At 43.5% G+C, this 26,444-nt stretch carries 20 protein-coding genes and 1 pseudogene; 10 read left to right on the forward strand and 11 right to left on the reverse strand.

Going from position 1 to position 26,444, the window contains the following annotated elements; translation table 11 throughout:
• Window positions 1-116 precede the first annotated feature (116 nt).
• Window positions 117-542 carry a peptide-methionine (R)-S-oxide reductase MsrB gene (gene msrB / locus HL061_RS03985; protein ID WP_058025889.1) on the reverse strand — a complete coding sequence of 142 codons (426 nt, stop codon included), beginning with the start codon at window positions 540-542 and terminating at the stop codon, window positions 117-119.
• A gap of 400 nt (window positions 543-942) precedes the next feature.
• Here msrB and HL061_RS03995 point away from each other — a divergent pair, with 400 nt between their 5' ends.
• Window positions 943-2,586: an aminotransferase class I/II-fold pyridoxal phosphate-dependent enzyme gene (locus HL061_RS03995; protein ID WP_212564346.1), complete on the forward strand. Its 1,644-nt coding sequence runs from the start codon at window positions 943-945 to the stop codon at window positions 2,584-2,586.
• Window positions 2,587-2,686: 100 nt separating this feature from the next.
• On the opposite strand, the gene HL061_RS04000 is transcribed toward HL061_RS03995, so the two are convergent.
• Window positions 2,687-4,294: an inorganic phosphate transporter gene (locus HL061_RS04000; RefSeq protein ID WP_071001953.1), complete on the reverse strand. Its 1,608-nt coding sequence runs from the start codon at window positions 4,292-4,294 to the stop codon at window positions 2,687-2,689.
• Window positions 4,295-4,934: 640 nt separating this feature from the next.
• On the reverse strand, window positions 4,935-6,623 hold the full coding sequence (locus tag HL061_RS04005) for an ATPase (protein ID WP_071001954.1): 1,689 nt from the start codon (window positions 6,621-6,623) through the stop codon (window positions 4,935-4,937).
• 338 nt (window positions 6,624-6,961) lie between these two features.
• On the opposite strand from HL061_RS04005, the gene HL061_RS04010 reads away from it, so the two are divergent.
• The 5 genes and pseudogenes from HL061_RS04010 to HL061_RS04030 all read left to right on the forward strand — a co-directional run.
• The gene (locus HL061_RS04010; protein ID WP_071001955.1) at window positions 6,962-7,666 is read left to right on the forward strand and encodes a hypothetical protein; all 705 of its coding nucleotides are present in this window, start codon (window positions 6,962-6,964) and stop codon (window positions 7,664-7,666) included.
• A gap of 84 nt (window positions 7,667-7,750) precedes the next feature.
• Window positions 7,751-8,800: a bifunctional demethylmenaquinone methyltransferase/2-methoxy-6-polyprenyl-1,4-benzoquinol methylase UbiE gene (ubiE, locus tag HL061_RS04015; RefSeq protein WP_071001956.1), complete on the forward strand. Its 1,050-nt coding sequence runs from the start codon at window positions 7,751-7,753 to the stop codon at window positions 8,798-8,800.
• 80 nt (window positions 8,801-8,880) lie between these two features.
• A complete protein-coding gene (locus HL061_RS04020; RefSeq protein WP_071001957.1) occupies window positions 8,881-9,585 on the forward strand; it encodes a hypothetical protein in 705 nt (234 codons plus the stop codon).
• 118 nt (window positions 9,586-9,703) lie between these two features.
• Window positions 9,704-11,362: an AarF/UbiB family protein gene (locus HL061_RS04025; RefSeq protein ID WP_071001958.1), complete on the forward strand. Its 1,659-nt coding sequence runs from the start codon at window positions 9,704-9,706 to the stop codon at window positions 11,360-11,362.
• A gap of 93 nt (window positions 11,363-11,455) precedes the next feature.
• A pseudogene (locus HL061_RS04030) lies at window positions 11,456-12,073 on the forward strand (FAD-binding protein); the annotation flags it as partial.
• Between the two features lie 88 nt (window positions 12,074-12,161).
• Here the strand turns inward: HL061_RS04030 and ruvB are convergent.
• The 5 genes from ruvB to HL061_RS04055 form a co-directional block, all read right to left on the reverse strand.
• Window positions 12,162-13,142 carry a Holliday junction branch migration DNA helicase RuvB gene (ruvB, locus tag HL061_RS04035; protein ID WP_071003652.1) on the reverse strand — a complete coding sequence of 327 codons (981 nt, stop codon included), beginning with the start codon at window positions 13,140-13,142 and terminating at the stop codon, window positions 12,162-12,164.
• A gap of 179 nt (window positions 13,143-13,321) precedes the next feature.
• Window positions 13,322-13,942, reverse strand: a complete 621-nt coding sequence (gene ruvA / locus HL061_RS04040) for a Holliday junction branch migration protein RuvA (protein ID WP_071001959.1) — start codon at window positions 13,940-13,942, stop codon at window positions 13,322-13,324.
• Between the two features lie 99 nt (window positions 13,943-14,041).
• On the reverse strand, window positions 14,042-15,079 hold the full coding sequence (fba, locus tag HL061_RS04045) for a class II fructose-bisphosphate aldolase (protein ID WP_071001960.1): 1,038 nt from the start codon (window positions 15,077-15,079) through the stop codon (window positions 14,042-14,044).
• A gap of 378 nt (window positions 15,080-15,457) precedes the next feature.
• Window positions 15,458-15,844: a hypothetical protein gene (locus tag HL061_RS04050; protein WP_071001961.1), complete on the reverse strand. Its 387-nt coding sequence runs from the start codon at window positions 15,842-15,844 to the stop codon at window positions 15,458-15,460.
• Between the two features lie 254 nt (window positions 15,845-16,098).
• On the reverse strand, window positions 16,099-17,313 hold the full coding sequence (locus HL061_RS04055; protein ID WP_071001962.1) for a phosphoglycerate kinase: 1,215 nt from the start codon (window positions 17,311-17,313) through the stop codon (window positions 16,099-16,101).
• A 442-nt stretch (window positions 17,314-17,755) separates the two neighbouring features.
• Here HL061_RS04055 and HL061_RS04060 point away from each other — a divergent pair, with 442 nt between their 5' ends.
• Window positions 17,756-18,085, forward strand: coding sequence for a TraR/DksA C4-type zinc finger protein (locus HL061_RS04060; RefSeq protein WP_058025902.1), 330 nt, complete (start codon window positions 17,756-17,758; stop codon window positions 18,083-18,085).
• A gap of 26 nt (window positions 18,086-18,111) precedes the next feature.
• Here HL061_RS04060 and HL061_RS04065 read toward each other — a convergent pair whose 3' ends face one another.
• Both HL061_RS04065 and HL061_RS04070 read right to left on the reverse strand, forming a co-directional pair.
• A complete protein-coding gene (locus tag HL061_RS04065; protein WP_071001963.1) occupies window positions 18,112-18,783 on the reverse strand; it encodes a thiamine phosphate synthase in 672 nt (223 codons plus the stop codon).
• 87 nt (window positions 18,784-18,870) lie between these two features.
• Window positions 18,871-19,947 carry a serine hydrolase gene (locus HL061_RS04070; protein ID WP_071001964.1) on the reverse strand — a complete coding sequence of 359 codons (1,077 nt, stop codon included), beginning with the start codon at window positions 19,945-19,947 and terminating at the stop codon, window positions 18,871-18,873.
• A gap of 434 nt (window positions 19,948-20,381) precedes the next feature.
• Between HL061_RS04070 and HL061_RS04075 the strand changes: the two genes are divergently transcribed.
• From HL061_RS04075 to HL061_RS04085, 3 genes are all read left to right on the forward strand, one after another.
• Window positions 20,382-21,017 (forward strand): response regulator, encoded by a 636-nt coding sequence (locus tag HL061_RS04075; RefSeq protein ID WP_058025905.1) that lies wholly within the window; start codon window positions 20,382-20,384, stop codon window positions 21,015-21,017.
• Window positions 21,018-21,053: 36 nt separating this feature from the next.
• Entirely contained in the window at window positions 21,054-22,805 is a 1,752-nt protein-coding gene (locus HL061_RS04080) for an ATP-binding protein (protein ID WP_071001965.1), read from the forward strand.
• A 171-nt stretch (window positions 22,806-22,976) separates the two neighbouring features.
• Complete coding sequence (locus HL061_RS04085) at window positions 22,977-24,683, forward strand: sigma-54 dependent transcriptional regulator (protein ID WP_290127438.1); 1,707 nt, start codon at window positions 22,977-22,979, stop codon at window positions 24,681-24,683.
• Window positions 24,684-24,765: 82 nt separating this feature from the next.
• Here the strand turns inward: HL061_RS04085 and HL061_RS04095 are convergent, their stop codons facing one another.
• Window positions 24,766-26,160, reverse strand: a complete 1,395-nt coding sequence (locus tag HL061_RS04095; RefSeq protein WP_071003653.1) for a S41 family peptidase — start codon at window positions 26,158-26,160, stop codon at window positions 24,766-24,768.
• Window positions 26,161-26,444 lie beyond the last annotated feature (284 nt).

The following is a 26,444-nucleotide window of genomic DNA, read 5'->3' on the forward strand; positions in this document are numbered from 1 at the left end:
GAATTTTATTATTTGTTTCAATAACGCCGTTTTCTTTATCACATGAATATTAGAAACCCTTGAAAAGGAAGCACTCTGTACTTCCCCTCTCACACTTCTAAAATCAGATAAAGGACTTACTTCTCAGATTTATCCAAATCAATAGATACTGAGTTGATACAATAGCGCATACCTGTCGTCTCACGTGGACCATCAGGGAACACGTGCCCTAAATGTGCACCGCAGTTGCTACAGGTGACTTCGGTACGAATCATACCCAATGAGTTGTCAACATGCTCGTCTATCGCGCTGTTATCAATCCCTTGATCGAAACTTGGCCAACCACAACCCGCATCAAACTTGTTGCTTGAATCAAACAAACTGGCACCGCAGCCTTTGCAGCGATAAACACCATCATCAGTTGCATCGTTATAAACGCCTGTAAATGGACGCTCTGTGCCCTTTTCACGCATCACATGATACTCGTCAGCGCTCAAACGCTCTTTCCAGTCAGCTTCGGTCAATTGGCTGATTTCTTCTTTACTCAATTGATTGTCTTGCATAATGTACCCTTATTCGATTATTTATTATTGATAACTATTTTATCGCCATATTATTATAAAAACGATGAGTTATATGTGAAGGTTCACAACTCACTATTCAAGGCATATTTAAAAAGAGTACTGCCAACGCTATGTGATTTACAGTGCTTTGGGCAGCACCCTTTGAATAAAATACAGTCAATAATATTCGCTTATCTATAGATGTGAGCAAGATATGAGCATCCAGGAAAGGGGAAAAGACACAATATTGCAAGTTATTCTTGCATTTTATAAAAAGCGTTTCTATCTCTTGCAATATGTTTTGCAATGCAATAATATCTTGCATTGGTAAGTTATGAAAACAATATTCAATTTTGTATCATCTATACACGTTCACTGATTGATAAAGGCTCAAATAACAATGTCCGATAGCAATAGTAAAAGCACGCAAGCAGAGCGGCTAGTACAGCTACGCCGAGACAAAGGATTTACCGCAGAGCAGCTAGCACAGGCAATGACAGCCGCTGGTGCAAAGGTCAGTCGCGGCGCTATCTCCAACTGGGAGCGCGGCACTAATGGTATTGTCTCATCCAAGCTACCGACACTGGCTCGTATTTTAGGTTGTAGCGAAGGCTATCTCTTGCGCGGTGATCTTCAAAGTGAAGATACTAATATGTTTTTATCCGAAGACAACTATTTATCTCAAAGTATGGATTTAGAGACAGCTCCCGCTTCAGCTAGCTCATCAGACAATGGGGCAGCTAAGACTCAGCTTGAGACTTTTCCCGACACCGATAAACATTCACAAACCTACCCGACAAAGGGTCACGCTATGAACACCATAAAAAAATCCGATAAATTACAAAACGTCTGCTACGACATTCGCGGCCCCCTACTCCAAACTGCCAATAGAATGGAAGCAGAGGGTAAGCGCATACTGAAGCTAAATGTAGGCAATCCAGCGCCGTTTGGTTTAGAAGCGCCTCATGAAATCTTGCGTGACGTGGCAATGAATTTATCTGAGGCAACGGGTTATTCGGACTCACAAGGGATTTTTTCGGCGCGCAAAGCCATTTTGCAATATTACCAGTCTAAAGGCCTCTTATCAGCAGTTGATGTGCGTGACGTCTATCTGGGTAATGGTGTCTCTGAGTTGATTGTGATGACCATGCAAGCATTAATGAACGATGGCGATGAAGTGCTGATTCCGATGCCAGATTACCCACTTTGGACAGCAGCGGCTAACCTCGCTGGCGGCACCGCTGTGCATTATCGCTGTAATGAAGCGGACAACTGGCATCCTGATGTTGAGGATATTAAATCTAAAATCACTAGCAAAACAAAGGGCATCGTGGTTATCAACCCCAATAACCCGACAGGCTCCCTTTATAGCGATGAGTTATTAAAACAAATTATCGAAGTTGCTAAAGAGCACAACTTAATCATCATGGCGGACGAGATTTACGATCGTATTCTCTATGATGATAATGTACATACACCGATGAGCACCTTGACCGATGAAGTACTGGTACTCTCATACAATGGCTTGTCAAAATCACACCGTATTGCCGGATTTCGCTCAGGCTGGATGATGGTGTCTGGACGCAAGCAACACGCGACTGACTTTATTGAAGGCTTGGATATGCTGGCATCCATGCGCCTTTGCTCGAATGTTCAAGGACAGTATGCCATCCAAACAGCGATGGGCGGTCATCAGAGTATGCAAGACTTGACCTCCGAAACAGGTCGCCTATATAAACAGCGCGAAATGGCGGTTTCACGTCTCAATGCGATTAAAGGCATTTCTTGTACCATGCCGCAAGGTGCGTTTTACTGTTTTCCAAAAATGGATCCAGAGGTTTACCCTATCACGGATGATATGGACTTTATGATGGACTTACTCGTCGAAGAAAACGTGTTGATGGTGCAAGGCACAGGCTTCAACTGGGACAAACCCGATCATTTTCGTTTGGTCTTTTTGCCTAACTTGCTTGATTTAGAAAATGCGATGGATAGATTGGACCGATTTTTTGCAAAAAAACGCCAGCAGTTTGGCACTGAGTAAATATTCATATGACATTAAAAAACGCTTATCGGCATCATGCTGATAAGCGTTTTTTATGGCTCTAGAATAAGCTTTAGTGCAGAGCTCTAGCGCCTTAAGATTAAAAAATATTGCTCAATACAATATAGCTGATTGCTGATAGACCAGCAGCAACTGGCAAGGTGATGACCCATGCCAAACCGATTGGTTTCATGAGCGCCCAATTGGTATCTTTATTGACCATACCAATACCCAATACAGCCCCAACCAAGGTATGCGTGCTTGATACAGGAAGACCCATCGTTGATGCGCCCATAACGACAGCAGCAGCGGCCAGCTCAGCTGAGAATCCAGAAGCTGGATGCATCTTCGCTAGATTGGTACCGACAGTTTGAATGACTTCTTTACCGATAAACCAAAGACCAACAATCAGTGCCACACCAAAAGTCAGCATAACAGCAGGTGGTACAGCCGCTTCGGTCGAGATGCTATTGGTACGAATGACATCCATAATCGCAGCAAAAGGACCAACCGCGTTGGCAATATCGTTTGAGCCGTGACTAAAAGCAAATGCTGACGCGGTAAAGACCTGCATCCAGCTAAACATAATAAAGGTGGCTTTGGTCAGATCCTCTTTGTGCTTGCCGCGGATACTCTTAGTATAAATATAAGTCGCAAGCCATACTAACGCTGCTATCATCCCCATGATTAAAAAGCCTTGCAGCGTCGTCATACCGTTATTGACGTTTTTCAAACCTTTAAAGATAACCAAGGAGGCCATCACTGCACCGCCCGCAGCCGCAATAATAGGCACCCATTGCTTCAATGCTTTTAAGGTATCGAGGTTGCTGCGCTCGTTTTCAAGCTTATAAAGTTCTTTGTAATAATCCGTCTCTAAATCTTCAACCAAGCAATCATCATCTTTATAGATTTCTTGATCTCGTAGCATCGCTGACGTATAAGCCAACTGCTCTGACTCGGTTAGACCATCCAAAAACTCTTTATGGTTTTGCTTTAATACTTTTTTATTGGCTTTTAGCTCAGCAATATGCGCTTCTGTTCTATCATTATATTCAATGATATTTTTATTGATTTGGCCATATAGTAGATAAGACAAAACGCCGCCTAGTAACGGTGATAGAACCCAAGAGATAGCGATAGTGCCAATCTTGCTCCAACTTACCGTTGATAACGCCATTTCAGTACCACCTAACGTGATACCCAACACGATGGAGCTACCCACCACGCCGCCAATAATCGCATGGGTGGTCGACACTGGCAGACCTTTTTTGGTAGCAAATAACAACCAAAACGCAGCAGCAAACAACGCTGAGAGCATGACATAAATAAACTGGTTGGGCTCGACTGAGAGGCCGTCTAAATCGACAATACCGCTTCGGATGGTATCGGTTACTTCACCACCTGCCAGTACGGCGCCCGACACCTCAAATATCGCTGCGATACCCAATGCTTGCGGGATAGTCAGCGTTCCTGCACCCACTGAAGTACCAAAGGAGTTGGCGACATCGTTACCACCGATATTGAATGCCATAAAGACACCAAACGCGGTCGCTATAATAAACAGCGTCGTTTGCTGACGCATGGTGTAATCTAAACCCCACCACAAAAAGTAGATGGTCATCGCAATCAATAAAATGGCAAAAAATAGATTTACTTTCGTAGAGCCGACTGATTGGGTTGGCCCTGTAGAACTGTTGCTAATACCCATACGTTAATACGTCCTGCGTAAGCTGATTGAAATTATATGCGATTAGTAACATTGCGCAGCCATACATGTGAGTTTTAAAACCACACACTAAAGTAGCATGATGATAAATGCGCAACGTGCTTTTTAAACAATGAATGCTAAACGATAATGTTTAGCGGATTTTGCTGCCGTACCTTAGAATCATTCATCTATGCTTGATTCAGGGCGTTGATAGGCTTCTCTGTAAAAACACATCACATATCAAAAAGCCGCAAAGTATATTGCCCAATCATTTGATTACAGCATCTTGCGGCTTATCTTTCTGGTGATGTTACGGTCTTTATCAGTACATTTTTTATCAATAAAGTGTTTATCAATACTTAGATACGGCGATAATGTCTTTTAAATATCTGTACCCATCATAAAATATGCATCTGTCAGCACATTTTATGACAGGGTAAAGACAATTGCGGCCCTATTATATTAAATATAATCACATAATGCATAATGATATTGCAAGATTTGTAACTGTGAGCGTGTCCACAGAACTCATCCTTTATCAATGACAGATTAAATTTCGTATGTTTCCCTAAGCAAAATTGGGAAAAAATGGTTTTTTAAAAGTATAAATAACCTGTAAATCTTAGTTATTTTGTGATAGCTATTTGCCATCAGATGCTTCCGATAACTGCTGTATCGCATGATCTAAGACGTCTAAACGCGCTTGTCGCTTTTCATTGGTCGCGATAATACACCATGGCGCTGTTTTTGTATCGGTGCGTGCCAGCATATCTGCTGCAGATTGCACGTAATCTGACCATTTATCACGATTGCGCCAATCATCATCAGTGAGTTTGAATTGCTTGTGCGGTGTGTCTTTACGAGCTTCAAAACGCTTGAGTTGCTCTTTTTTATCAATCGCCAACCAGTATTTAATGACCAACGTTCCAGCTGTTGTTAAGTCGGATTCAAAACGGTTGATTTCATCATACGCGCGTTGCCACTCCTCATCGGTGGCAAACCCCTCAACACGCTCAACCAATACTCTGCCATACCAAGTGCGATCGAAGATAGCGATACGGCTAACACGGTTGGTTTGTTCATTGGGCAGTTTGGTCCAAAAGCGCCATAAATAAGGGTGCTGAGTCTCGTATAACATTGGTGCGCCAATATTGTAAATTTGATATTCACGTGGATCGAGTGCGGCAACTAGCCTTTTGATTGCGCCTCCTTTCCCAGCCGCATCCATGCCCTCAAAGGCAAAGACAACATGACGACCTTGACGCGCCCGTAGTAATTCAGCGAGACGTGTTTGCTTCTTTGCCAAAGCATCATTATATTCAGACTTACTGATCTTTGAATCATCAATATTGGTCAAGCTTTTCGGTATCTTTACCGGTTCAAACGGCGCCTGTTCAACTTTTGGTTTGGATTTTTTTGTCTTGGACGGTGGTTTTTTTTCTGCAGATTCAGTTGTACTGGTACGACTACTAACGAGCGCCATTTGCATCGCATGTAAGACTTCATGACAAAAATCATCAGCCGCTGCCGATTTATCATCACCATCAATGATGATCCAGTCATCTTGTTGCCGTAAGAGAGTGGCTGCAACCTCATTAAATTTTTCGATCACTGTTTTGCTGTTCCAGTCAATTTGATACAAAAACTGCGGATCAGCCTTACTATCTTGTAGACGGCTATGCAGTGTTTCCATATCCACATGGAACCAGCATTTCAGTAGCCGAGTGTGATTGGCTATAAGATCCTGCTCAAATGCTTTGAGCTCAGCTAACTGCTGCTGTAAATAGGCTTGCCATTTCGCAATAGGAAGCGCATTTTTATCGATATGTTTTTGATTTTTTGACTGCTTCTTTTTATCTTCTTTATCTTCATTATTTGATGTTGCTATGCGCATGACGTTGTATAACAAGTCAGCATACCAATTACCAAAATAAACCATCACATCGCCATGGCGCGGCATCGCGCCGGTATGAACTTGCCAAATAGGCTGATAGCTTAGCGGCGCATGGCCGACGGTTGCCTCAACTTTAAGCAATCTTGGATCGACCCATTGCCTCAATTGCTTAACAGCGGTACCCTTGCCTGCCTGCTCCATCCCATTAACGAGTACCAGCAGCCCCGTTGGTTTATTGAGCGTTGGCGGTGTCTGTTGCCGGGTGGCTCTTAGCGCATACTGCGCCGTAACCAAGGCGAGCCTAAGGGCATCCTTGTCCATAGAAAACTGACTCAAAGGATTGGGCGTTAGGCGCTCCTCGACGACTTGCTCACTAAACTGCGAACTGACCGCTTGTGGTGCCTCTGGTTCAGTAGTATCATTTTTTTGGGACATGATTGGACTCACTGTTATTGTTATTGAATGATATTGTTATTACACTGCTTTGCCATTGAACAATATTAGATACTCTCGCTCGGCAGACTCTTTTTGACACTGCGTTTTATGCTAGAGTAATTTCATAAAGCTATTTCATCATAGCATTGCGCCAATCGAGTAAATAATATTGCTATGTAACAGTTTGGCATTTGTATTCTCATTTATTTTCTTTTATGGTGAACACAATTTTTAATACTTGCTAAAATAGCTATTCAAAAGCCTATGCGGTTAAACAACCACAATAACGCTGCCTCAAATTTTCAATATTATCTATTTTTATTATAGGATTTACTGCCATGACCGCTCTAGCCGACTTGCAACAGCATTTGACACGTTTTTGGGCTCTGCCTCACCATGAAAATGACGTATTGAGAGCCAAGCTCAACGAAGTACAAACATGGCAACAAGTACGTATCCGTCACACCCATCGTGCTCTGTTTGAACAACCCAAAAACCAGCTAATGGCAGATTATTTTTTAACGAAGCTATATGGTGGTGATGAGTTCGAGATACTAGCAAAACAACTGGCCCGTATCCTGCCAAAAGCCAAAAAACTAGAACGTCTTGCCAAAGAGTCTGCATTAGAGGCTGGCAGCATGGGTATTCAAGCAGCAATTTTGGCCATTGAGCTGGATCTACATTTGGCTGAGTGGCTACTCGATCAAAACTTACCAGTGAACGCAGACAATATGCTAGCTGCCTACCGTGCGGTTGATGAGGAAGCTGAACGCCGAGTACAGATTGCCAACCTAAAAGACGTTTGTTACCGCACTGACAAACACTTAAATACCTTTATGCTCAAAAAGGCCTTTGCATTGGCAAAAAGTGCTGCTTATCGCAGCAATTACCAGCCACTTTATGATTTCATCGACGCAGGCTTCAAAGCTATGAAACCTTTAAGTAGTGTAAGCAGTTTTATTGAACCGTTTTGTGAACGTGAACTGCTAATTGTTGATGAAGTACATAATGGCGGTAAGCCAGTAGGGTTTGGTGTATCATAGAATCAATACGCTAAATAGCCAATTAATTCTTGGCATATCTCAGGCTGTACATAGCCTAATAAAAACAAATCTTAGGATAATGTGATGACCGACACATCAAGTAATAACAACGCTCATTTGCAGAACAAATTGGTAAAAGACAGTATCGATCACAACCAAGATATCAGCGCGCAAATATTACGCGCGCAGACAGCTGCATCTAATAAAGATAACAGCAATAATGACTTTACTAAAGTCCAAGACCTACCAACTGGAACGCCACAAGGCCAACAAACGACTATGCCAAATACCGAAAAACCAACCAGCACGGATACTTCAGTACGCACAGAAAGGCAAGCGCTTTTCAATCAGCGTGATGATATCAATAACCCACATACGCCTGAAACTGATGGCAATGAGCAAACTCACTTTGGCTATAAGACGGTCAACAAAGCCGAAAAACAAGCACGTGTGGCTGATGTATTCACCTCTGTCGCCAAAAAATACGACATCATGAATGATTTCATGTCATTTGGTATTCATCGTCTATGGAAGCGCTACGCCATTAGCCTATCAGGGGTTCGTGCCGGTCAGCATGTACTCGATATCGCGGGCGGTACAGGCGACTTAGCCAAAGTATTCAGCCGTGAAGTCGGTAGAAATGGCCATGTTGTATTATCTGATATCAATGCTGCCATGCTAGAAGTGGGCCGCGAGCGCTTAATCAATGCTGGCTGCAATAACGTTGATTTTATATTGGCGAACGCTGAGACGTTGGCACCATTTGATGACAACAGCTTTGATTTGGTCACCATCAGCTTTGGTTTACGTAATGTCACCGACAAAGATGCAGCGCTGCGTGCGATGTACCGTGTCCTAAAGCCGGGTGGTCGCTTATTGATTTTAGAATTCTCAAAGCCCGTGTTTGAGCCATTATCTAAAGCATATGACTTGTATTCATTCACAGCGCTGCCAATGATGGGCAAGCTGATTGCTAATGATTCTGAAAGCTATCAATACTTGGCAGAGTCGATTCGCATGCATCCTGATCAGCAGACGCTCAAACAGATGATGCAACAAGCAGGATTTGAGAACTGTGATTATCATAACTTGACTGCTGGCATTGTCGCTGTACATCGTGGCTTTAAAGCGTAAAGTACGATTAGCAATACTATATTAAACCAAACATACTACGCGCTGACTCAAAGGCGCTCACTTAATGATGCGAGAGCCTTATGCTGACTGTCTTACTATTGGCTGGTGCCGAAAAGCTGATTAACATTGCTATTGCGAGTGACGAGATTACCAAGGCAGGGTTAGCGCCGCTTGCTGGTAAAGTACTGCGTCTCAACATGGGTATGCCTGACATTCATTTGGACGTGTTGTTCACTCATGAACGGTTGCGTTTTGAGCCAGTCACGACAGACAGTGTCTTTGAGCCAAGTGGTCAGATGAATGAGCGCCAAAAAGCCAGTATGGAGCGCGCCCGTTTTGGTCATAGCCGTCCGGACTGTACCATTACAGTCGATAATCCAGCGCAGCTACTCAATCTGATGCGCGGCGCGGAGGGTAACTTACCAATCGCGGGCGATTACAAAATACTGATGCAGCTCAAACAGCTGGTGGCTGGCTTCGATCCTGATTTGGCTGGGCAGCTTGAGCCATTAATCGGCAAACCAATGGCCAGTCAATTACATCTTCTTATCTCTCAGCTTAAAGGTAGCTGGCGTCATAGTGCCAAACGTGCATTTGATGATGTCAGCGATTGGGCTAATGATGTGGCAGGCAATAGCGCGCCTGACCCTATTGAGGTCGCTGAAGTCAACGATCTCAAACAGCAGATTCTAAAGTTGCGTGCTGATGTCGAACGTGAAGAGGCCAAACTTGCGGCTATCAAAGCAGAGCAAGCACTTTCCCACAATAACTCGTTTCACCAGTAGTTTGTTTTATTAGTAGCTTGTCTTATCAATGATGAGCACACGCTATTACTGATAGCATTGTCTATAATGACGCATAGCGCCTACCCTATTTTCGTTTTTGTCCAGAGTACCCAATCCCATGCTATTATCTCACCGCGCCCGTCTACTAGAGCTTTGGCGTATCGCCGCAACTTATCGCCTTGATACCCATTTATCTGTCGAAGAAGCGCCGCAACTGCAACCTTTAGCACGCTTAATTCGTACGCATCCAGCAGCATGGGGTAAAAAGCATCAGCCAAATGGAATCAAGTACGCGCTTGAAGAGATGGGTACACTGTTTCTCAAATTGGGTCAATTACTCTCAACGCGTCGCGACTTGGTACCGCCTGAGATTATCGCTCAGTTAGTACAGCTACAGGATAAAGTTAAACCTTTCGACGCTGATATTGCTGTCGCTCAAATTGAGCATCCAAAACATGGCCTCGGTCAGTCCATCGATACATTGTTTGCACGATTTGATATTAAACCACTAGCGGCAGCCTCTATCGCCCAAGTCCATACTGCAGCTCTGCATGATGGGCGTGAAGTGGTGGTTAAAGTCGTGCGTCCTGATATTCGCACGGTGATTGTCTCTGATTTTGAATTATTGCGAGAACTGGCAAGTTGGGCATCGGCGCGTATCGAAGCGGCGCGTGCTGTTCATATCATCGATATTGTTGAAGACTATCGACAAGTAATGCTCAATGAGCTGGATTTGACCCTTGAGGCGGACAACACTACCCAGATGCGCAATAACTTCTTGGGTTCAGCATTGATGTATGTGCCTGAAGTATATGATGCTGCCAAAAACGTGATGGTCATGGAGCGTATCCAAGGCGTTCCCATCTCACAAGTTGAGGTGTTTGATCAGTTGGGTTATGACCGTGCCGCGCTTGCAGAGAAAGGCTTGACGATATTTTTCACCCAAGTCTTTCGGGATAACTTTTTTCATGCTGATATGCATCCGGGCAATGTGTTTGTTGAGACGCCACCTGTCAAAACATTACATGCAGATATGGCAGCGGTTGATTTGGGTCATCAGCCACGCTATATCGGGCTTGATTGTGCCATCATGGGTACCCTGTCAAAAGATGATCAGCTTATCGTGGCACGTATGTTACTTGCAGTCATGAATAACAACTTTACCGCGGTCGTCGACATCGTTAGCCGTGCAGGTTGGATACCACCAAATGCTGATAAACATGCGCTGATGCGTGATATGAAGCGTACCGTAGGCCCCATGCTACAAAAATCAATCAACGATATCGATTTTGCTGGTGTGCTGATGCAGATTTTAGACATTGCTCGTCGCCATCATATGAGTATCCCGCCGCAGCTGATGCTATTACTCAAAACCTTGGTACATGTAGAAGGGCTCGGTCGTGACCTCTATCCTGATCTTGATATCTGGTCACTTGCCAAACCAATCTTGAGTAGCTGGATTAAAGAGCAGTTAGACCCGATGCGTAACTTACAACAGTTGCGCCAACAGTTACCTGAGCTACTCTTGTCTACTACCGACATTCCAAAGCTACTGGATCAAGGGCTACAAAGCCTTGCCTCACAAGGCTCACGGCAAGACAGCCAACTGCGTGAAATACAACAAATACGCGCCGATATGCTCAACGACCGTCGCCGCGACTGGTTGGCATTGGCAGGATTCGGAATCAATATTGGCATTGCGACTCAAGTAGGCTGGTTTGCACCTTTCTTTTATTTGTTAGCTATTGTGGTGGTCATTTGGCGTATCCTAGCTTAATTACCATAGGACAAATTCCTGTCAATGACACATATTAAATAGATATTGAATATGCTTTAATGCTAAATAGTCGCATTATCTATAGGATTCATCATGTCATCACTACCATTGTCACAGACTCATAATACTATCAAGCCAGATCATAGCTTGGCTATTACAGCCTTACAGGAACGTTTTGGCAAACAACTGAGTGTGAATTCGACAGTGCGTGAGCAGCATGGCCATACAATGACGTGGCTCACCAATCAGCCACCAGATGCAGTATTAACGGTACAGGACAAACAGGAAGTAGCAGCGGCGGTCGAGATTTGTAATCAGTATGAGATGCCAGTGATTGCTTTTGGTATCGGTTCATCTTTGGAAGGCCAGCTCAATGCACCTTATGGTGAGTTATGCATCGACATGCACGCAATGAATGCCATTTTGCAGGTTCATAATGAAGATTTGACCGTTACCGTTCAGCCTGGCGTGACGCGTGAGCAACTGAACCATTATCTGCGCGATGCAGGGCTGTTTTTTCCGATAGATCCCGGCGCCAATGCCAGTATCGTTGGTATGGTCGCCACTCGTGCGTCGGGCACCAATGCGGTACGCTACGGTACCATGAAAGATGTGGTACTCGCACTAGAAGTCGTGACCGCAAGTGGCGATATCGTAAGAACAGGCACACGAGCCAAAAAATCTGCCGCAGGCTATGATTTAACACGGCTGAAATCAAAACATACATAGAGTCAAAGCAATAATCAAAAAAAATGCGCCTGCTTTTAATTAGAAGCAGGCGCATTTTTAATGCTCATTGTCATAACATTTGATCAATTGCCATCTGTGTTAGCACCCGTCCACGAGCAGTACGCAATACATACCCTTGTTGAATAAGGTAAGGCTCAATCACGTCCTCAAGCGTACCTCTATCCTCAGCCATTGCCGCTGCCACGGCTTCGACCCCAGCAGGACCACCATCAAAGCGCTCGTGTAATATCTCTATATAGCGTCTGTCTAGATGATCGAGTCCTCGTCTGTCCACTGCCAACATATCTAGCGCACTACCTGCAATCGCACCATTGATACTACCATCGCCTTTTACCTCAGCATAATCACGCACACGGCGTAACAGGCGGTTAGCAATCCTTGGTGTACCGCGTGCACGGCGGGCAATCTCTATAGCGCCATCCTCACTCATTGGTACACGCATCAAACGTGCTGCTCGGCTCACAATTGTTGTGAGATCCGCAATATTATAGAACTCTAAACGCTGGACAATACCAAAACGATCACGCAGCGGTGAGGTCAATAGCCCTGCTCTGGTAGTTGCTGCCACCAATGTAAACGGTGGCAGGTCAAGTTTAATAGAACGTGCGGCAGGCCCTTCACCAATCATAATATCCAGCTGAAAATCTTCCATCGCTGGATAGAGTATCTCTTCAATGACCGAGCTCAAACGGTGGATCTCATCAATAAATAATACATCACCCTCTTCCAGATTGGTCAGCATAGCAGCCAAATCCCCTGGACGTTCAAGCACAGGCCCTGAGGTAGAGCGCAGATTACCCCCCATTTCACGAGCAATGATATTGGCAAGGGTCGTTTTACCCAGCCCTGGTGGACCAAATATCAGCGTATGATCTAAGGCTTCATCACGGCCTCTCGCCGCACCGATGAACACCTCCATTTGCTCACGTACCACTGGCTGACCAATATACTCAGCCAATAATGCTGGTCGAATATTGGCATCAGGTGCATCATTTGCGCCTTCTAGCGGATTAATTAAGCGATCTTGCATCATAGAATTTATCATTATATTAAAAAATTAGGTAATAAATAGCATAACCAAACGCTGCGCATAAGTCATGCAAAACCTCATAAAGTAGAGGCCAAAACGAAAATAAGCGACACTCAATGTCGCTTATCTGTTAAATGCACTATTTTGTTATTATCGATAGATAACTTTGGAACGTGAGCTTAAAAACCAGATAGCTGTTGCAATGTGGCTTTTAACAACCCCTGAGTGTCTACAAAGGTGTCACCCTTACTTTTAGCCGCTTTGATGGCGAGCTGAGCTTCTTTTTCTTTGTAGCCCAAGCTAATCAGTGCCCCTTCTACTTCAGCAATGATACTGCCGTCGTGAGAAACAGCGGTTTGCTGAGGCATGAGCTCAAACGAACCGTTGTCCACTTCGATATTCTTTAGCTTATCTTTTAGCTCGATAAGTAAACGTTGCGCCGTCTTTTTACCAATACCCGGTATGCGCGTCAATGCCGCCTCTGACTCTTGCTCAACATGCATTTTTAGCTCAGCCGCTGACATTGCAGACAGCATCGCTAGCGCCATTTTTGCCCCAACGCCATTGATCTTAATCAATTGGCGAAAGACATCGCGCTCTTTACGGTCAATAAAACCATAGAGCAGTTGCGCATCCTCACGTACATGAAAATGTGTCCAAATACTCGCCTGCTCGTTAAGGTGCAATTGACAAAATGACGGCAATGGCAGCTCGATATCATAACCCACACCAGCGGTTGTCATGATACAAGCCGTTGGCGCCATTAAGTATTGCACCTGTCCGGTAATCAATCCAATCATCACTCACCTCTGTTGGTTATTATAAAGTTAAGTCCGCTGCCATTCATTATGCAAGACCACCTTTCACTAGCATATTCTATTGATTATATACGCCTAGCCTTATTGGTAAAAATCGACCATGCCTTCGAGGCTAATTGGACGAATTTTATGCGCTTGACCAGCGGAACCAAACGCTTCAAAACGATTGGTGCAGATGTCTGACATCGCGACCATAGAGGCTTTGAAGTATTTACGTGGATCGAATTCGCTTGGATTATTTGCCAAGAACTCACGGATAGCGCCTGTTGATGCTAGACGCAGATCGGTATCGATATTTACTTTACGCACACCATGCTTGATCGCTTCTACGATCTGCTCAACCGGTACACCATACGTTTCGCCAATATCACCGCCGTTTTCATTGATGACTTTTAGCCATTCTTGCGGCACTGATGAAGAGCCATGCATGACAAGATGGGTGTTAGGGATACGGGCATGAATCTCTTTTACACGCTCAATCGACAAAATATCGCCTGTCGGTGGACGCGTGAATTTGTAAGCACCGTGACTCGTACCGATAGCAATCGCTAGCGCGTCAACATTGGTGTCTTTTACAAATTGCTCAGCTTCATCAGCACTGGTCAAAAGCTGCTCGTGATCTAATACGCCTTCTGCGCCAGAGCCATCTTCTTCGCCTGCCATACCGGTCTCAAGGCTACCTAGGCAACCGATTTCGCCTTCTACAGAGACACCGCACGCATGTGCCATTTTGACCACTTCACGAGTGACGCTGGCATTGTAATCATAATCCATTGGCGTTTTGCCATCTTCACCAAGTGAGCCGTCCATCATAACTGATGAGAAACCAAGCTGAATCGAGCGCTGGCAGATAGCTGGTGACATACCGTGATCTTGATGCATCACCACTGGAATGTGTGGCCATTCTTCGATAGCAGCAATAATCAAATGACGCAAAAATGCCGACCCTGCATAGTTACGTGCGCCCGCACTGGCTTGAACAATAACAGGTGAATCACAAGCATCCGCAGCCATCATGATTGCGCGCATTTGCTCTAAGTTATTGACGTTAAAGGCAGGAACACCGTAGTTGTGTTCAGCGGCATGATCTAGAAGTTGACGTAAGGATATTAGGGCCATAAGACGCTCTCTGATTGGATTTTGAATAGTATTTTAAATGCAGCTTTGTAACAATCATTCCGCTATCTGCTCGACCATACTGACTGTATATATATCAGTCAAAGTCTGACTCATTTGGGATATGATTATCACGCGGTGATTATAGCAAAAATTGTGCTGTCTTCGTAGCAGTTGCCTGACTATTTGTCAGTCTAATCAGTCTCTTTCTCTCATTGGTGTCTACGACAACTGAACCATTTTATCTATCATACTCATAGCACAGAACGCAAAAAGCCTTGGCAATCACCAAGGCTTTTCTAGTATTTCGAGGCTTATAGAGCAATGACTATGATAGTGGATGACTTATAATAGTATCCAAAAAGTCAGTCATTTAATTGCTTAGTACTGTTGCTCTGCATCAACTGCAACATCGTTAGCACCATCAGCAACAGCATTGGCACCATCGGCAACTGCTTCAGCAGTATTTTCAACTGCTGTGTTAGTACCTTCAGCGATAGCATCACCAGTGTTCTCTAGAGCCTCTGTTGCAGCTGCACCCGCAGTGTCTGCACTTTCAGCAACTTCAGCACCAGCGTCTTGTGCAGCAGCTTCAGCTTCGGCAGCAGCAGCGTCTACTTCAGCAGCAGCAGCATCAGCGTTTGCAGCAGCATCATCGCCAGCTGACTCAACAGCAGCTTCAGTGTTCTCTTCTGTTTGTTGGCTACATGCAGTAACTGCAAAAGTACCAGCAAGTATGCTAGCAAGTAACAAATGACGTTTTAACATAATAAACCTCTCGTAAATAATGCATGTCAAGATACATGGTCGCGCTATTTTATAGAGTGCGAATGAGACATGCAATAATAATTTTCAGTGTAGAAACAAATAATTACTGCTTAATAATCGATGACTATAAATTTTAGCTATACCGATATAAATAAGCCAAATGAAAGTCAAAATATTATTTTCACAGACTACCTTAGATGTTTACCGTTAGTTGTACGTCTAGTGTTACGAAAATACTGAGTAACGTTAATTAGTTAAGCGTTAATTTGCAACGCAGCAACTGCTGGAAGCACTTTACCTTCTACAAATTCTAAAAATGCACCGCCGCCCGTTGACATATAACTGACGCCATCAGCGACTTGATATTTATCAATAGCCGCCAAGGTATCACCACCACCCGCAATTGAAAAACCGTCGCTGTCTCTTACAGCTGTTGCTAGTATTTGTGTCCCTTGACCAAAAGCATCAACTTCAAAAACACCGACTGGACCATTCCACAAGATGGTTTTTGCATTGATAATAGCATCGGCAAGTTCCTTCGCGCTTTCTGGCGCGATATCCAATATCATGTCGTTATCACCAATAGCATCAACAGACTTGATTGTCGCAATTGCCTTTTGCAATGAACCAGTAAAGTCAGCAAAATCGATGTCGTCTTTATCAGCAACGACCACATACTCAGGTAGTAGTATCTCAGTCTTGGTCATGATATCGCGCGCAGTATCGATCAAATCTGCTTCGTATAGCGACGCGCCCACACTATGCCCTTGCGCCGCTAAGAAAGTATTGGCAATACCGCCACCAACGATAATTTGTGTACAGACTTCAGCTAAGCTATGTAGCACTTCTAACTTGGTAGACACTTTTGAGCCGCCAACAATGGCAAGCATAGGCAGAGCTGGTGTTTCAAGCGCCAGGCTCAAGGCATCAAGCTCAGCTGCCAACAAAGGCCCTGCACAAACAGTTTTTTCTGCTTGACGCATCGCTTGCGTCACGCCTTCTGTTGATGCTTGCGCACGGTGCGCGGTACCAAAGGCATCCATAACAAAGACATCACATAAATCTGCGTACTTCTTCGCTAACGTCGCATCGTTTTTCTTTTCACCATCGTTAAAGCGCACATTCTCTAGTAATACGACTTCGCCAGGTTTTACAGCAGCGCCTTGAGTCAGGTAATCATTATTCAGGCGCACTGGTGACGCTAATTGCGAGCCCAATTTGTCTGTCAAATAATCAGCAACTGGTGCCAATGAATAAATAGACTCAGGATTGCCTTCTGTTGGGCGTCCCAGATGTGAACAAACAATAACAGCAGCACCCTTCTCTAGCGCCATCTCAATAGTAGGTAGACTTGCTTGTAAGCGAGCATCACTGGTGACTTTACCGTCTTTAATAGGGACATTTAAATCTTCTCGGATCAATACCACTTTGTCGGTTAAGTTCAGCTCGCTCATACGCAAAAAATTCATTACCTGCTCCTATGCATCAATATATCTATTAATTTACGATTACTATCATGATTGATATGACGGATAATTTTTTAACTATCATCTACTATATATGCTCTAACAATGAGCCTCATTAGACTGCACACTTGCTATCTTTCTCTGTCTTCATCACTGAGTCTTTATACTAACTATCACACCAAGTTACTGGAACCGATAAGTGAGTAGAAATCAGTGGCGGTGTATTCTATCAGTTTTCTATGAGATGCTCACAAGCAAACTTTCACGATTTTTAAAAACATGAAAATATTGAGTAGGCAATTTTACTCCAGCATTGATAGGAAACGGTTGTAACTGCTAGCTTTGAACTCATTCAATAATCAGTAACATTTCGTGGTGGTACTCAGCAGTCAGGCTCTTTATGATAGAAGCGTTGACAATAACAATAACTTTTTAGGAGAACACAATGAGTATCGACTTAGACACTGCAAAGCAAAATCTATTAAAACTAAAAGATGAGTACGAGTCTCGCATTGACAAAATCGAAGATCATATCCAAAACCCACAAGATGATCTCAATGAGCACTGGGAAGATCAGGCTATATCCTATCGTCAAAATGATATGCGCAAAAATTTAATGAGCGAGGCACGTCAGAGCCTCATCTATGTCGAAAATGCCTTAAGTCGTATCGAAAATGGTACTTATGGCGAGTGCGAGGTTTGCGGTGAACCGATTGAAGAGCAACGTTTAGAAGCGCTGCCCTACGCTACTTTGTGTATGGAACATGCTGAATAGCTAATAAATTTCATCTAGAACACATTTTATACAGCAGGTGTTTTCCATTTAGAAAGTGCCTGCTGCCATTGATAGCAACGCTCGGCGATTTTTTCTACAGGCAAATCCATAATATCGCCTACTACCGCCACAAGCGCAATTGGTATGCCTGCCAGCTCTGAAATATTTTCTGCAGTTAATCCGCCTATCACACATATAGGTATGTCTTGTTGACAGCCTTCAATCAACTTCTGACGCGAGATAATATCAGCATTCGGTTTTGTGGTAGAATTAAATATGGCACCCATCGCAGCGTAGCTTGCGCCATCATCCTTTGCCTCTTTGACTAATTCAATATTCCCATGGCAAGTTCGACCAATTATTTGAGTCGATTCAAGAGACTGCAAAGCATCACCAATTTTGCCATCTGTTTGCCCAAGGTGTACACCAATACCAAGCTTGGCTGCTATTGCAATATCATCATTCATAACGACTGGAACGTCATGTGCTTTGGCCAGCTTAACAATCTGTTTGGCTTCTTCATAAAGCGTTATGTGACCATCTGGCAGACTAAGTGTTTGCTTGCGCCGAATCTGCAACAATGCGATTAGCCCTGTTGATAAGGCGGCATCTAACTTTTGATACAACAATTCAAATTCATCATCATTGGTCAGCAAATATAGCTTGGGTATCGCAGATGAGGTTGATGACTGGTTCATAAGGCAGATCCTTAATCTTAAACTCAACACAATAAAAAGGCTGTTATATGGTATAACAGCCTTTTTTACATATTTAAAACAGCGCGTCTATACGGTACGACGTGTCGCCAAGCTGTTTAGAATGTTTTTAGCATCGCCCCAACGTGTTGCTGAGCTGTTTGCCCCTAGGATGACGATAATTGCAGGGCGATTATTGACTCGCGTTTCCATCACAACACAGCGCCCAGCTTCGTTAATAAAACCTGTTTTTGAGATACCGATTGGGTAATCACCTGCACGAACCAAGCTACTAGTGTTGTTGGCTTTATAAGTGCGATTACCACTTGAGTAGTTTGAAACAAAGAAGTCATAGCTCTTGGTGGTAGAGAAGCGACGAATCACATCGTAGTTGCCAGCAGCACGAACCATTTTTACCAAATCATTCGATGAAGCAACGTTACGCTTATCAAGACCCGTTGGATCACCGAAAAATGCAGTAGTCATACCTAGATCTTGTGCTTTTCTGTTCATCGCACGGATAAAGGCATTGTAGCCGCCTGGATAGTTACGTGCCAAGCTCTTTGCGGCTGGGTTTTCAGACTTCATCAAAGCCATCAATAGCAACTCGGCACGGTTTAAACGATCGCCTGACTTTAAGCGTGAGCTGGCGCGCTTAGGCCCTACAAAGTCTTCTGGATCAAGCGTGATTTCTTCACGCATATCGAGACCTGCATCTAGCACAACCATGGCTGTCATTATTTTAGTAATACTGGCCATAGGACGCGCGATGTCAGCGTCTTTTTCGTAGATAGATTCGCCCGTTTCAGCATCAATCACCGCGACACTGCGCGAGTCTGTACTGATTGGGATCATATCACTGCTACCAAATGCGCCGCGATAAGTCGTATTGTATCGAGCGGTATTGTTACTGCTAGCAAAACTGCTGCTATTTGTAATATTGGTCGTACCATAGCCGTTGTCGACTTTTTTGATAGCAGAGCCACTAGACTTGTACATGATGTTACGCGCTTCAGACAAGCTATCAGCACCGCCCCAACTCAAGCGTGCACTAGAAGCTGTCTCAGTGCTACCATTAATTGTAAGTGCGGCTTGTGCAACACTGCCCAAACTCAATGAAATCATAGCAGCGATCAATTGCTGTTTGGTTAATAGTAGTTGCTTCATTATGCCTCCTGCTGTCGCTATCACGCCAGTTACATACTGCCTGACGCCAAGAACGTACGTAGCGTTTATAGATGTGTTTGTAAGTACTCACATAGAGCTTTTGTATTTTTAGTGTATCATGGTTTACATTTAAGTTTAATCTATCAAACTGATTTAATGATTTTTTTTAGCTTCATTCAAACTTTGATACAACTGATTTATATTTTAGAAACACTGATTAACAATACAGCAATATAACTTAACTTAGAATGTTATGATTCTTTGTACTTTATTATATTAAATGAAGATATTGATACAGCATATTAGCCGTATCCTATGTATTTAAAATAAAAAACTGTATTTAGAATCAAAAAACGGCTGATGCTAACGTTGTTTTTTCTGTTATTTAATCGTTGTAAAAACATTCATTCTGACAAACGATAAAGAGTATGGTTATGATTAAAGTGTTGGTGGTCGATGATCATGATTTAGTACGGATGGGTATTAGCCGTATGTTGTCAGACAGCCCCGATATCGAAGTAGTGGGGGAAGCAGATAGCGGTGATATGGCAATCAAGCAGGCCAAGCAGTTACGTCCTGACGTGGTATTGCTAGATGTCAACATGCCCAATATTGGTGGTCTTGAAGCGACCAAACGCTTGATTCAGCTCGATATGGGTATCAAGATTTTAGCTGTTAGTAGTATGTCTGCACAGCCCTACCCCTCAATGCTCATCAAAGCTGGTGTCAATGGTTATATCACAAAAGGTACGCCGCTTGATGAGATGATACGCGCGGTCAAAAAAATCTATCAAGGTGGTCGCTATTTTAGCCAAGACGTTGCTGAGCAATTGGCGGACGTCTTATTGTCTGATAATGCCAGCTCGCCTTTTGATTTGTTAAGTGATAGAGAAAAGCAAGTGGCTATGATGGTGGTCAATTGCCAAAGCCCGCAGCAGATTGCTGACCAATTATTTGTCAGCGTCAAAACCATCAATACGTATCGCTATCGTATTTATGAAAAAGTTGGCGTTGATAGTGATGTAAAATTAACGCATTTGGCCATTCGCCATGGTTTGATTCAACCATAAGTTGCTTAGTATCTCCTTTGTCATCATGGTCAATTTATGAAACCTGCTGCCACCACCATCATTTCTGCCATCAGTCGCTATTTACACCACGATGATACACTTCCTTTGCCGCAGCTGCGCAGACTAGGCATTATTTACAGCAGTTATCGTTTTGTCGTCAGTATATTTTCTATGTTGATGGTATATATATCTGCACGCGCCGGTGATAGCGCCTCTCTCCCCAGTTTTTTACAGCAAACAGCCCTGAGCTTTTATGTGATGCTGAGCTTGATTTTGCTCGGGCTGTTTTACGTTGTCACAAAGCAGATGCGCCGACAGTTAGCGTTTGGGCTCGTATTAGACGTTATTATATTAAGCTTATTGCTGTATACAGCAGGTGAGCCGGACTTACAACTGACCATGCTCTATATGGTCGTTGTCGCCGCTAGCTTTATGCTATTGCATGGTTCACAAGCGCTAGTTATCACCTTGTTGGCTATTATTTTTGTTATCTATCAGCAGTTTTTTTATGCCATTGCCAATAGTATGAATTTGGCCAATTTGGGTGATGCTTTGCTGATGTCAGCAAGCTTCTTGGCAGTAGGGGGTTTGAGTTGGTCTATCTCACAACGTTTGGTACAGCTTGAGAAAGTTGCACAAAGTCATGCCAAAGAGGTTGAACGACTCAATGTCATCAATCAAGAAGTTATTACACAAATGGTCAATGGTGTGATTGTCATCGATAAACAGAATATCGTCCTTGCAAATCTTGCGGCCCACCAACTGCTCAGTATCACACAAGATTCATCATTGCCTGCATCTAGCACTTCAACCAATATAAAAGAAATGAGAGGCGATACGCCTCATGCCATTCTATCTAACTTTAAACAACAACTTAGCAAACAGCATTCTCAGCTACTCCAAGCTTGCTTGTCAGTGGCAACAGGACAATCGCGTACGTTTACGTACGATGTGCCTGAGGTGGCAAACGCTTCGATATTTGGTAAGCTACGCGTACAAATCATCCCGCTAAAAGATGATAGCAAATTAATCCTATTGGAAGACTTACGCCGTGAGCAGGCCAGCGCCCAACAATTAAAACTGGCGTCGTTAGGACAACTCACTGCCAGTATTGCTCATGAAATTAGAAACCCTCTAGCCGCCATCTCACAAGCCAGCCAACTACTGATGGAAGACTTGACCGAAATTGAGGCAAATGCATCAAATGTCAACATGACGGGCAATCATGAGCTCTATGAAATGATATTTTCACAAACCAAACGCGTCAACCGTATTATTGAAGATATTTTAAAACTGTCTCGTCAGCAAGCGGCCTCTCAGCAAGCCATTGTTTTGGCTGAGTGGATGCCAGTATTTTTGGATAATTATTTTCAAGGGCACGACATTTTTCTGCATCTAAAAACCCAACCAACCATATCATTTGATCCTCACCAGTTAGAACAAATTTTGATTAATTTGATCAACAATGGCTTGCGTTATAGCAGCTATAGCCATCCTCACGCTTACGTAGAAATCGAGATTTACTGTGCAGACAGCGATGTTATAATTGACATATTGGATGATGGTGATGGTATTAAAACTGAGGATTTAAAACATTTGTTTAATCCATTTTTTACAACAGACAAAGCTGGCACGGGCTTGGGACTATATTTATCGCAAGCCTTTTGTGAAGCCAATCAGGCACGTTTGCTCTATATTCCTGAACATGAAAAAACGTGTTTTCGTTTTATTTCGCCTGCTATTGACTCTGAAAATATCTTGCAAGCCGTGGAAGAAAATCTTTATTAATCCCAGTCATAAATCAAAATACTACTTAATCACAAATGTTTGAACATTACCTATTGGTAGCTAATAGCCACCGTACATGATTGATTTACAATTTTTTTTGTAAAAGAAGTTTACCCCTATTTAGACCTAGCTATTAATACTTTGCAGCCATTGAATTTGACGAGATAATGTATGACAACAAGCGCGCTAGTCGTTGATGACGAAGTGGATCTATGCCGATTGATGCAAATCACTTTGACTAAAATGGGCATCAAAAGTGATGTGGCCTATACTTTGGCGCAAGCAAGATCATACTGGCAAGACAATACTTATGATTTTTGCCTCACTGACTTGAAACTACCTGACGGCTCAGGGTTGGAGCTGGTCAAAGAAATCAGCAACAGCTCGAATACACCGATAGCCGTCATCACTGCTCATGGAAGTATGGATCTGGCCATTGAAGCACTGAAGCTTGGTGCTTTTGACTTTGTCAATAAACCACTTGAGCTACCAAGATTACGTCAATTGGTAGAAAACGCTCTAAAGGTTATTCATCAGGATAATGGGGCACAAGCCACGCCTGAATCCTCACCTGAGCAAAAGATGCTGGACGCTAGGCTAATCGGTGATTCTGCGGTCATGCACCCTCTTAAAAACACCATATTAAAATTGGCACGCTCACAAGCGCCTGTTTTTTTATCTGGTGCGTCTGGTACAGGTAAAGAGGTCGTCGCTAGACTGATTCATGATTTAAGTCCGCGACGAGATGGCAGCTTTGTACCAGTAAACTGCGGTGCAATACCTTCTGAGCTGATGGAGTCAGAGTTTTTTGGTCATAAAAAAGGCAGTTTTACAGGGGCTGTGGCTGACAAGCAGGGATTGTTTCAGCAAGCCAATGGCGGTACTTTATTTTTAGATGAGGTGGCAGACTTACCATTAGCGATGCAGGTGAAGCTGTTGCGTGCTATTCAAGAAAAGACCGTGAGGGCTATTGGTGACACCAAAGAAGTACCAGTAGACATCCGCATTTTATCCGCTACTCATAAAGATTTGAGCCGCTTGGTACAGGATGGCGCATTTCGACAAGATTTGTATTATCGTATCAATGTGATTGAGCTTAAGCTACCGACATTGAATGATCGACGTGATGACATCCCTGTATTAGCAGAGCATTTTTTAGCCATGATTTCTGCTGAGTGGCAGCTAGAAATACCCCCATCTCTCACGCGTGAAGCCAGCGAACGTTTGCAGCGTCATGACTTTGCCGGTAACGTTCGTGAACTACGTAATTTACTTGAGCGTGCGGTGACGTTGGCGGAAACTTCGGACATTGATATCAGTCATTTAGGCCTACCTGATGTTAGTCACGACCTTAAAGATACGCAAGCTCACAGCAATGCGCAACAATCTAACCATTACGCAAATGAGCAAAACCAATCTCAACCAACTACCAAAACAATGTCTAAAGCAATAGAAAACCGTGAACAGACTCTTCAATCTGACAGTGAGATAACGGCTGTAAAGCACAAGCAAGAAACAACCAACTTGCACCCTTATCGTACTAATACCCAACACTACCCTTCAATGATACAGCGCTCAGTGCCCAATAATACAGAACCATCAACCAGCTCAAGTGATACGAATGAGAAAGTACCCCTCCATCGTCCTATTCAACCAAAAGAGAATGAGACTACAAGCCTGCAAGAACCGCTTGATGATCAATTGCCAGCCCAAGGGTTGGAGCATTATCTACAGGAACAAGAAAAGCAATTAATCATCACAGCCCTCAAACAAACTGGCTGGAACAAAACCCAAGCAGCAGAACTACTTGGGACGACTTTTCGCTCATTACGTTATCGTATGAAAAAGCTAGAAATTGCAGAAGATCAATCTGAGTAAGTCTTCTATCGGGCCATTGGATTTTTATTTCAGAGATTCAATGGCTGTCTGACGGTATATTGTTAAATCTATCAACAATATACTAATTTGCAGTAGTTTTTCGAATGAAGCGGATGCCAGAATCGAGCGCGCGGGGTTTTAATAAATCCAGCGCCTGCTGCTCCCATGAGCTCTCACTTCCTGACAAAGTAATGTCAGGCTCAACGCCGATGACATCGATCTGCCTGCCTGATGCTGTCATATAGTTAGCTACTGTCAACTTGACTGCTTGCTCGTCATTGAGTGGTATGACTGACTGTACTGAGCCTTTACCATAGCTTACTTCACCGATGATAGTAGCGCGTTTTTGTGCCTGTAAACTACTGGCCAAAACCTCTGCCGCTGATGCCGAGTAGCGATTTTGTAGAACAACCATAGGTAGAGGCTTAAGTATCGCATCCCCTTGGGTGGTTAGTACGCGCGATTCGTCTTGACGTGCTTGTACTTGTACCACATCGGTATCATTCATAAATAAACTGGCAACGCTCACCGCCGATGTAAGAACACCGCCCGGATTGTCACGCAAATCAAGTAAAATACCTGAGATAGGTGCATCTAAATTAATCAAACCTTCCAACAGCTTTTCACGGCTATTGTTCTGGAATGCAGGTAGTTTAACAATCGCAATGCCATCGACGAGTTTTGTCTCGACAATTTGAGGGTGACTGTTATTCCGCTGCAATGTCGTTGTATGCTTACGGCGACCCGCTTTAGAAGTGATGATATCTACTTGGGTACCAGCAATCCCTGTTAATAGCTGCTCAACGTCATTACTTTGCCGATTTTCGTCAAGTTTGAATTCACCAACTTGGTGTAAATAATCGCCCACTGCGATGCCTTTTTTATCTGCAGGCGAATCATCAATAACTTCTGTGATGATCCAATAGCCTACCTCTGGCTCATAAGTAACTTGGATACCGATATCACCTACGTCCCCTTCGGTAAAAGCACGTAGGTTTTCATAGGCCTCCGCATCCAAAAACTCAGCATGGCTATCGAGCTTAGTTAACATACCGCTCATTGCATTATTAAATAACTCCTCATCATTGACCGCGTCAACATACTGACGGCGCACTAAATCAACAACAGCAACAAAGGTCTTTAATGTCTGAGGAGAAATTGCATTCAATGATACTTGCGCAACCTCTGATGGAATACTGGTATCGATATTATCATCATCGTCCATTACCGCACTCTCGTCTGGCATACTGTCTATTGAGTCATATGATTCGTCGGCAGCATTCAGCATCTCAGTATCATCTTCAGCCACTATATCATCGGCATTCAAACTGATAAGCTGTAGGCTTGATGTCGGACTAGCATCATCGACTGAGGGCACTGCTGCTTGCGCGTCCATACTGACAACACACAATCCAAGCAAACCTATTGCTAGACTGAGCTTAAAGCCTATAAACTTGAAGTATACGGGTTTGGACATAATGGTCGCTAGCGACGACTTCATCACTCGTTGGCCTAATTGTTTAGACAAAGATGCGCACACAAAAGAGATAGGATGCATAAAAAACTCATTTAAATAATAGAATGTATAAAGTTATTGTTATGTATTACCGTATAAGTTAACACCAAAGGCCTCTCTCAAACTAGGGCAGTTTTGCAACTCATCAAGCAAAATCCATCATAAAAAAAGGGAAAGGTAATAGCTACCCCTCCCTTTTCTAGTTTATATCATTCATCTAACAAGCCATGTCTTTACAGATTATC

Source organism: Psychrobacter sp. PSP, from assembly GCF_024085615.1.
In the GTDB taxonomy this organism is placed as follows: Bacteria; Pseudomonadota; Gammaproteobacteria; order Pseudomonadales; family Moraxellaceae; genus Psychrobacter; species Psychrobacter pacificensis.